Here is an 8537-nt window from a genome sequence, read left to right on the forward strand (position 1 = left end):
GTCCTGGGAAGGTCGCGACGGCAAGCCGATCGAACGCAAGTCGCGGTTTGAAGACGTCGTCGAAGGCAGCCGCTTCTCGATGCGTGTCATCGAGGATACGGCACTCGACGCTTCGTTCTGGAAGGATTTTCGCGAAACCGCCGAACTCGTTTCGGAAGGCAACAGCACGCGGGTGACGCTCAGCCAGACCGATCGCTATCGTGGCGTTGCCTTCCTGGTGTTCCGCTATTTCGCCCTGCGCCGCGAACTCTCCAAGCTGCAGCGCTGGGCGCGGACCGGAAAGTATCGCAAGGGCGGCTGGTTCGAGCATCCGCTCAGCCAGGTCGGCTTTGCCGGGCTTTCGGCGCTGATCCTGTGGCCATTCTTCGGCCTTCACTTCGGCGGTCTGGCACTGGCCGCGATCCTCACATCGGTGGTCGCCCTGCATGAGCTTGGCCATATGGCAGCGTTCCGGCTGATGGGCCACAACCGTGCACGGATGATCTTCATTCCGCTGCTCGGCGGCATTGCCATTGGCGGGCGGCCCTATGACAGCCGTTTCGAAGTGGCTTTCGTGGCATTGATGGGCGCCGGCTTTTCGGCCTTCCTGGTGCCGATCGCCATCGCCGCAAGCACCTTTGCCGGCGCGGAAGGTCACCGGCTGGCGGCGGCCCTGCTGGCGACCCTGGCGGGCTTCGCCGCACTGTTCAACATCGCCAATCTGGTGCCGGTGTGGAAGTTCGACGGCGGCCAGGTGCTGCGCCAGATCTGTCCGGGACCGGTCGCGCTGGCGCTGGCTTCCTTCTTCCTGCTCTCGGCTTTCCTGGCCGTGGGTTGGCAGGCCGGCTTTTCCGCCACCTTCCTGCTCGCGACGGGAGCGGTGTTTTCGCTCCTCAGCCTGCTGACGATGAGCAGTGGGGTGAAGCCGCGTCACGAGCTGAAGCCGATCCGTACCATCGACCGGCTGGCCATGGCGGCGGCGTTGCTGGCGGTGTTCGCCATCCATGGCTATGGCGTGTTGTGGGCCTCTGCCCAACTGATTTGAGCCGTACCGGATCCGGAAGATCAGCCGGCTTTGCGCTCGGCTTCGACAGGCAACGCCGTGGCGGGACCGAACACATCCTCGAAGGCGGATTTCAACGCCAAGTCAAGATCGGCCATGGTCAGGGGAAGGCCTAGGTCGACGAGGCTGGTGACGCCGTGGTCCTGCACGCCGCAAGGCACGATGCCGCTGAAATGGTCGAGATCGGGCTCGACATTGATGGCGATGCCGTGAAAACTCACCCAGCGCCGCAGCCGGATGCCTATGGCCGCGATCTTGTCCTCCGCCGGCGAGCCGTCCGGCAGAGCAGGGCGATCCGGCCGCACGACCCAGACGCCGACCCGGTCCTCGCGGCGCTCGCCCCGCACATTGAAAGCGGCAAGCGTGCCGATGATCCACTGTTCGAGCGCCGCGACGAAGGCGCGGACATCCTCGCGCCGCCGCTTCAGGTCGAGCATGACGTAAGCGACCCGCTGGCCCGGCCCATGATAGGTGTATTCGCCGCCGCGTCCTGCCGCGAAAACCGGGAAACGGCTGGCGTCGATCAGATCCTCGCCACGGGCGCTGGTGCCGGCCGTGTAGAGCGGCGGGTGTTCGACCAACCAGACCATTTCGCCGGCAGCGCCGCTGCGGATCGCCTCGGCGCGCGCCTCCATGAAGGCAAGTGCCTCGGGATAGGCGGTAAGGCCGGGCTCGATCAGCCATTCGACCGGTGCCGAGCCGGGAAGCGGCAGGAACGATGTGGCGATCTGGCTGCGTTCGGTCATGGCGTATCGTCTTTTCGTTTGTCCATGGCGCGCCCAAAAACGCCTCGCACCTTTGGGCGACATCAACTTGCCTTCCATATGGCGATATCAGGCGCAAACGTCCAGTTCCGGCGCTGCGTTCGGGCCCTGTGGAGCATTATGCCAATCGCCTGACATTATTGCTTGCCGTGCACTTGTTTCACCGGAAACGATTTGCTACACGCCGCGAGCCGGTCGGTTCCGGCTCTACCACGTGCGGTCGTGGCGGAATTGGTAGACGCGCAGCGTTGAGGTCGCTGTGGGGCAACCCGTGGAAGTTCGAGTCTTCTCGACCGCACCATTCTCTTCCCAGAATCCGATTTGTGCCGGTCTCGCCCGCTGCGGGCCGGACGCATTTCGTTGATATTCCCGCACTTTACGCCACTTTCTTTTTGAGCGTCGGATTCTCCCAAAACCGGTTTCCCCCTTGGGTCCGATGCTCTAGACCTGATTTGCACCTTTTCCGGGATTCTTGTGGCGGGAGGCGCTGGTGGAAGGCGAGCACGAACGGACGACCGGCGCCGGGGCCGCCGAGGACAACCACGCCGACATCTATGGCGAGGACGGCGCCGTGCTTTCGTCCTTCCTGGCGCGGATCGGCGCGGCGATCGCCGACCGCGACACGCTGACCCTCAAGCATGAAGTCGACGACCTGCACCAGTCGGAGCTCGGCGATCTGCTCGAGGCGCTGCATCCCGAACAGCGCCGCGCGCTGGTCGAACTCCTGGGCGCCGATTTCGACTTTTCCTCGCTGACGGAGGTCGACGAGGCGATCCGTATGGAGATCGTCGACAATCTGCCCAATGCGCAGATCGCGCAGGCGGTGCAGGAGCTCGATTCCGACGACGCCGTCTACATTCTCGAGGATCTCGACCAGGAAGACCAGGACGAGATCCTGTCGCAACTGCCGTTCACCGAGCGGATCAGGCTGCGCCGCTCGCTCGATTATCCCGAAGAGACGGCCGGCCGCCGCATGCAGACCGAGTTCGTCGCGGTTCCGCCGTTCTGGACGATCGGCCAGACCATCGACTACATGCGCGAGGACAACAATCTTCCCGAGCGCTTCAGCCAGATCTTCGTCATCGATCCGAGCTTCAAGCTGCTCGGCGCCATCGACCTCGACCAGATCCTGCGCACCAAGCGTTCGGTCAAGGTCGAGGAGGTGATGCACGAGACGCGGCACGCCATTCCGGCCACCATGGACCAGGAAGAGGCGGCGCGGGAATTCGAGCAGTACGATCTTTTGTCGGCCGCGGTCGTCGACGAGAACGAACGGCTGGTTGGCGTTCTGACCATTGACGATGTCGTCGACGTCATCCAGCAGGAGGCCGAGGAAGATCTGATGCGCATGGGCGGCGTCGGCGACGAAGAGCTTTCCGACAGCATCTTTTCGACCTCGCGCTCACGCGTTCCGTGGCTGCTGATCAACCTTCTGACCGCGTTCCTGGCGGCGTCGGTGATCAGCCTGTTCGACCGCACGATCGAACACATCGTGGCACTGGCGGTGCTGATGCCGATCGTCGCGGGCATGGGCGGCAATGCCGGCTCGCAAACCATGACCGTCACCGTGCGGGCGTTGGCGACCAGGGATCTCGACATCTACAATGCCGGCCGCATCATTCGCCGCGAGATGGGTGTCGGCTTCATCAACGGCATCGTCTTCGCCATCCTGATCGGCATCGTCGCGGCAGCCTGGTTCCGTGATCCCAATCTGGGCGGGATCATCGCGGCGGCGATGATCATCAACATGTTCGTGGCCGCCCTGGCCGGCATCCTGATCCCGCTGCTGCTCGATCGTTTCAAGGTCGATCCGGCGGTCGCTTCGGCGGTCTTCGTCACCACGGTTACCGACGTCGTCGGTTTCTTTGCATTTCTCGGCATTGCCACGTGGTGGTTCGGCGTGCCCTGAAGGCACGCCTTTTGGCTCAATTGACTTTTACGTAAATGCCGTGCGAGGCTCGCGCGGGGCGCCATGTCGATTCCGGCATGGCATGGGTTTTGGTTCGGGACAGAAGGGTGACGCCGCCATGGCGATCGCCCCGGTGTTTCGGCGTGTGGGAGTGGCAATGCGAGAATATTATTCGATCACCGAGTTGACCCGCGAGTTCGACGTGTCGACGCGGACGCTGCGCTTTTATGAGGACGAAGGGCTGGTGCAGCCGGTGCGGCGCGGCCGCACGCGGCTGTTTCGCCCCTCCGACCGGCAGCTCATTCGCCAGATCATGCGCGGCAAAAGGCTTGGCTTCTCGATCAACGAGATTCGCGAAATCATCCAGATGTACAAGGAGCCGCCCGGCGAAGTCGGCCAGCTCAACCTGATGATCAAGCGCATCGAGGAAAAGCGCGAGGATCTCCGGCAGAAACGCCGCGACCTCGAGGAGACGCTGGCTGAACTCGACCAGGCCGAGGAGTCTTGTGTGGAGCGGCTGGTGGAGCTTGGCGTGAATACGTAGGCAGAGAGTTTGAGGGACAGCGCCCCCCTCTCTCCTGCCGGACATCTCCCCCACGAGGGGGGAGATTGGCCGCTTGAAAGCCAGCTCAAATCCAGCGGCGCACGCGTTTGGCGTAGTCGCGGTATTTCTTGCCGAATTTTGCCGCCAGCACCTTTTCCTCGCCTTCGATCGCCACCTTCTGCGTGGCATAGGCGGCGATGAACGCCAGCGGCAGGAACCACACGATGCCCGAGACAAAGGCGACGCCGATCAACAGCAGCGTGTTGGCCAGATACATCGGATTGCGGGTGACGCCGAAGGGACCCGTGGTGACCAGGTGATCGGGTACAGCGTTGGGGTTGAGCGTGGTCTTGGCCCGGATCATGGTGCGGATCGCGGTGAACCAGAGTGCGGCGACGGCAAACAGCGCCACCCAGCCGGCCGCGAACAGGATATCGCCCAGCAGGTCGCCGATCCAGGGCAGGGGATAGAGCAGGCCCAGTGCGATGCTGACGGCGATGGCGGCGATGTAGATCAGCGGCGGCCACGGTATGAGCCCCGGCTTCGGCTGGTTCTCGGTCATTCGGCCCCTCCCTCCATCAACTTGCTGTCGGTCTTGGCGGTGCACATGCCGGCGAGATCGGACAAATGCGCTTTCCACTCCGCAGTCTGATCGTTGTTGTAGAGCCTATCAAGCGTGGACTCGCCCTCGAGTGTATCGAGCATGCAGACACAGTAGCTCGTACAGAACTCGGTGTCGCGCGACTGCTCGCAGGACAGCTGGCAGGTTTTGAGGAAATTCACCTGCGGGGTTTCGACCTGCGCCGGCATGATCTGCGAGAACAGCCAGACGCAGCCGATCAGCAGCGGCTGGTGGATCAAATAGAAAGCCAGGCTGTGCCGACCGATGAAGACCAGCGGGTTGGCCAAGCGACCGGGCGCCAGATTGGCAAGCCTGGCAAGCAGGCCGGCACCTGCGGCGAGTTTCGTCACCGCGATGCCCGCAAGCACGGCGCCGAACCACGGAAACAGCGGAACGTAGTCGTTGGAGCGCGGATTGGTCGCCGACAGGCCGACCCACCACAGCCATGGGTGATCGAAGGCCTCGAAGCGCAGATAGACGGGGGCGGCGATAACGAGCGCAGCGACGACAAGCGTCAGCAGCGCCGGCAGGCGCAGGAAGGCGAGACCGAGCAGGCTGGCCAGCGCGATCTCGTGCAAGATGCCGAAGAAGATGAAGCCGTCCGGAGTGGCTATGCGGGTGACGACCGAAATCGCGATCGCGGCTCCGGCGACCATGGCGAACCGCTTCCAGAAGCCGTTCCAGCGGATTTGTCGGCCGTGGGCGAGATACAGGCTGACGCCGACCAGGAACAGGAAGGTCGAGGCGATGCAGCGCGCGTAGATCTTCCACCAGCCGAAGGCGGTCAGGCCGGGATCGGTGTAGCCGAAGAACTCCAGATCCCAGGTGAAATGGTAGCTTGCCATGGCGATCAGCGCGATGCCGCGCACGATGTCGATGGCGACGATGCGCTTTGGTCGATCCTGAACGGGTGCGGTCGGCGTTTGGATGCTCATGGTCTCGCATTCTGATTCAGCCCCGCTGGAGGACTATCACGGTTGCCCGGGACAAAAGAAGACCGGCAACCCTGCCGATAGCGCCGGATCAGCCGCGGCATTGGGCCAGTGCCGGAAAGCCTTTGGCCGGCTTCGCTTTTGCCGGATGCACGTCGGTTTCCTCTTATTGGCGCTGAGGTCGCCACGGCAGATTTGACCCGGTGAATCTGCTTCGGGGAAAGCAATGTCCACCCATGTGCGCCATCCGATCTGGCTACCGGCCCTCAAGGCCGCGGACGCGCGCACCTTCGCTTCGCTCTATGCGGTCGAATCCTTCGCCCGCGCCACGGTGTCGAGCGTCATCCCGATCCAGGCTTACGAGATCCTGCACAACGAGCAGATCGTCTCGATCCTCTACACCGTCGTGGCGATGCTCGGCCTGTCGGTGACATTGTTCATGCCGATGCTGATCCGCCGTTTCGCCCGGCGCTGGGTCTACACGGCGGGCGCCTGCCTGCTGGCCATTGGCTCGCTGTTCTTCGTCACCGACACGCTTGCCGGGCAACTGGCCGGCATGCTGTGCCGGGTGATGGGCGCCAGCGCGCTGTCGATCACGCTCAACCTCTACATCATGGACCACATCCGCAAGACCGACTTCATGCAGGCCGAATCGCTGCGCATGGCGTGGTCGATGCTGGCCTGGACCGGTGGGCCGACGCTCGGCATCTTCCTCTACACGCGCTTCGGCGTCTATGCCGCGCATGGCGCGGTGGCCGTGTTCGCGTTAGCCTTGCTGGCATTGTTCTGGACCTACCGGCTCGGCGACAACCCGTCGATCCGTCCCGGCAAGACGCGACCAGCCAATCCGCTCGCCAATATCGGCCGCTTCATCGCCCAGCCCAGGCTCAGGCTGGCCTGGCTGATCGCGTTTGGGCGCTCCTGTTTCTGGACGACGTTCTTCGTCTATGGGCCGCTGTTCATGGTCATTACGGGTGAGGGCAAGCTGGCCGGCGGCCTGCTGGTTTCGGCCGGCAACGCGCTTTTGTTCATGGCGATTTTCTGGGGCAAGGCGGGAAAGCGCTTTGGCGGCCGCAGGACCATGACATTTGCCTATTTCGCCATGTCGGTCGCGCTTCTGGCGGCGGGCTTCGTCGGCGAAACCGTGCCGCTGCTCACCGGCGCCTTCCTGCTCTGCGGCGCCTTCTTCACCATTGCACTCGACGCGCTCGGCTCGACCGCCTTCATGCGCTCGGTGCGCTCCTATGAAAGATCGCAGATGGCGGCAGTCTATCGCACCTATCTCGACTTTTCCGAGCTGACGCCGCCGCTGGTCTATTCGGTGGTGCTGGCCTTCTTCGGCCTGGGCTCGGTGTTCGTCACGCTCGGCCTGCTGGCGGCGGTCTGCGGCTTCGTGACGTGGCGCTATCTGCCGAAATCGCTTTGACCTTCATGGCGCATTCGCAACGGTCGCCGGCGGAATTTGGTTTGCCGGACGCGAGGATTCTGCCTATAGTCGCCGGTGTCGCCGGTTCCATTTTGGAGCCAAGAGGGAATGCGGTAAGGGCGGATTTCGCCCAATGCCGTGGCTGCCCCCGCAACTGTGTGCGGTAGTCCTCTCCATATGCCACTGAAGATTTTTCTTCGGGAAGGTGGGGAAGGACGCTGATCCGTGAGCCAGGAGACCTGCCGGCGACAGGAAACTGACTTCGATGCCCTCGGGTGGAGGGCGAAAGGACAAGACATGACTACCGCTTCCGTCTCCCTCGGCGCTTCCGTCTCCTCGCAGTCGCGCTTCATGCAGCTTGCGCTCGCCGCGCTGCTCGGCATTTTCGTGATGGGCTTTGTCGGCTTCTCGCATATCGATGCGGTCCACAATGCGGCTCACGACTATCGCCATTCGATGGCGTTTCCCTGCCACTGACGAGGGGCTGACATCATGAACCTGTTTCGCAACGTCGTGTTCATCGCGGCGATCGCAGGGCTCGTGGCCGGCGTCGTTCTCGCCTGCATGCAGGCCTATGCGACCGTGCCGCTGATCCTGAAGGCGGAAGTCTACGAACAGGCGGGCGGCGGGCATCACCATGACCATGCCGCTCCGGCAGCAACGGATAGCAATGCCATGAGCACAGCCGCTCCGGCCCCTGCCGAAGCGACTGCTGCGGCGGAAGACGAGGGCTGGGCGCCGGCAGACGGTTTCGAGCGTTTCGCCTTCAGCGTGCTTGCCAACATCGTCACCGGCATCGGCTTCGGGTTGATCCTGGTCGCGGTTTCCGAATTCGCCGGCGGTATCGGTGGTTGGCGCCAGGGCGTGTTCTGGGGCTTGGCCGGCTTTGCCGTGTTCACGCTGGCGCCGGGCCTCGGCCTGCCGCCGGAACTGCCGGCCATGCCGGCCGCCGATCTCACCCAGCGCCAGATCTGGTGGTGGGCAACGGTGGCGGCAACCGCTGCCGGTCTCGGCCTGATCGCGTTCCGCAAGTCGCTGCCGCTGGCGATCCTTGCCGTCCTTTTGATCGTCGCACCGCATGTTGTCGGGGCACCGCAGCCCGACAGTTACGAGACGGCGATTCCGGAAGGGCTGCATCACCAGTTCGTGGTGGCGGTGACCGTGACCAATCTGGTGTTCTGGCTGGTGCTCGGAGCGGTCGTCGGTGTGGTGCGCGGTCGCTTCACCGGCACCGCGACCAGCCTGCGCGACAGCTTTGCCTGATCGCAAGACACTGACCTTTCTCATCGGCGGTGGCG

9 protein-coding genes, 1 tRNA gene and 1 riboswitch are annotated in these 8537 nt (G+C 63.6%); of the genes, 7 read left to right on the top strand and 3 right to left on the bottom strand.

The features are described from left to right. Positions 1 to 1024 (top strand): site-2 protease family protein (locus ENZ74_RS13040; protein WP_164761020.1); only part of this gene is annotated, 1024 nt, incomplete at its 5' end. A gap of 20 nt (positions 1025 to 1044) precedes the next feature. Here the strand turns inward: ENZ74_RS13040 and lipB are convergent. Further along, complete coding sequence (gene lipB / locus ENZ74_RS13045) at positions 1045 to 1788, bottom strand: lipoyl(octanoyl) transferase LipB (protein ID WP_027160542.1); 744 nt, start codon at positions 1786 to 1788, stop codon at positions 1045 to 1047. 234 nt (positions 1789 to 2022) lie between these two features. Between lipB and ENZ74_RS13050 the strand changes: the two genes are divergently transcribed. The 3 genes from ENZ74_RS13050 (at position 2023) to ENZ74_RS13060 (ending at position 4259) form a co-directional block, all read left to right on the top strand. Continuing rightward, positions 2023 to 2107: transfer RNA gene (locus tag ENZ74_RS13050), tRNA-Leu, on the top strand. Between the two features lie 189 nt (positions 2108 to 2296). Next, complete coding sequence (gene mgtE, locus ENZ74_RS13055; RefSeq protein ID WP_013531112.1) at positions 2297 to 3715, top strand: magnesium transporter; 1419 nt, start codon at positions 2297 to 2299, stop codon at positions 3713 to 3715. A 157-nt stretch (positions 3716 to 3872) separates the two neighbouring features. Next, positions 3873 to 4259, top strand: coding sequence for a MerR family DNA-binding transcriptional regulator (locus tag ENZ74_RS13060; protein ID WP_013531113.1), 387 nt, complete (start codon positions 3873 to 3875; stop codon positions 4257 to 4259). A gap of 85 nt (positions 4260 to 4344) precedes the next feature. Here ENZ74_RS13060 and ENZ74_RS13065 read toward each other — a convergent pair whose 3' ends face one another. After that, positions 4345 to 4821, bottom strand: a complete 477-nt coding sequence (locus ENZ74_RS13065) for an isoprenylcysteine carboxylmethyltransferase family protein (protein ID WP_024501351.1) — start codon at positions 4819 to 4821, stop codon at positions 4345 to 4347. Next, the gene (locus ENZ74_RS13070) at positions 4818 to 5816 is read right to left on the bottom strand and encodes a DUF1624 domain-containing protein (protein WP_063168230.1); all 999 of its coding nucleotides are present in this window, start codon (positions 5814 to 5816) and stop codon (positions 4818 to 4820) included. The genes ENZ74_RS13065 and ENZ74_RS13070 overlap by 4 nt, the downstream gene beginning before the upstream one ends. 223 nt (positions 5817 to 6039) lie before the next feature. Between ENZ74_RS13070 and ENZ74_RS13075 the strand changes: the two genes are divergently transcribed. From ENZ74_RS13075 to ENZ74_RS13085, 3 genes are all read left to right on the top strand, one after another. Then, on the top strand, positions 6040 to 7239 hold the full coding sequence (locus tag ENZ74_RS13075) for an MFS transporter (RefSeq protein WP_013531116.1): 1200 nt from the start codon (positions 6040 to 6042) through the stop codon (positions 7237 to 7239). A 65-nt stretch (positions 7240 to 7304) separates the two neighbouring features. Then, positions 7305 to 7501: riboswitch (cobalamin riboswitch) on the top strand. Positions 7502 to 7536: 35 nt separating this feature from the next. Next, positions 7537 to 7716, top strand: coding sequence for a CbtB domain-containing protein (locus tag ENZ74_RS13080; protein ID WP_013531117.1), 180 nt, complete (start codon positions 7537 to 7539; stop codon positions 7714 to 7716). A gap of 15 nt (positions 7717 to 7731) precedes the next feature. Next, positions 7732 to 8502 (top strand): CbtA family protein, encoded by a 771-nt coding sequence (locus ENZ74_RS13085; protein WP_013531118.1) that lies wholly within the window; start codon positions 7732 to 7734, stop codon positions 8500 to 8502. Positions 8503 to 8537 lie beyond the last annotated feature (35 nt).

The organism is Mesorhizobium sp. M7A.F.Ca.CA.002.15.2.1 (assembly GCF_003998715.1).
In the GTDB taxonomy this organism is placed as follows: Bacteria; Pseudomonadota; Alphaproteobacteria; order Rhizobiales; family Rhizobiaceae; genus Mesorhizobium; species Mesorhizobium ciceri.

Coding starts and splice junctions, on each gene's coding strand:
- lipB (WP_027160542.1), bottom strand. CDS start 1,788: ATGACCGAACGCAGCCAGATCGCCACATCGTTCCTGCCGCTTCCCGGC.
- ENZ74_RS13060 (WP_013531113.1), top strand. CDS start 3,873: ATGCGAGAATATTATTCGATCACCGAGTTGACCCGCGAGTTCGACGTG.
- ENZ74_RS13065 (WP_024501351.1), bottom strand. CDS start 4,821: ATGACCGAGAACCAGCCGAAGCCGGGGCTCATACCGTGGCCGCCGCTG.
- ENZ74_RS13070 (WP_063168230.1), bottom strand. CDS start 5,816: ATGAGCATCCAAACGCCGACCGCACCCGTTCAGGATCGACCAAAGCGC.
- ENZ74_RS13075 (WP_013531116.1), top strand. CDS start 6,040: ATGTCCACCCATGTGCGCCATCCGATCTGGCTACCGGCCCTCAAGGCC.
- ENZ74_RS13080 (WP_013531117.1), top strand. CDS start 7,537: ATGACTACCGCTTCCGTCTCCCTCGGCGCTTCCGTCTCCTCGCAGTCG.
- ENZ74_RS13085 (WP_013531118.1), top strand. CDS start 7,732: ATGAACCTGTTTCGCAACGTCGTGTTCATCGCGGCGATCGCAGGGCTC.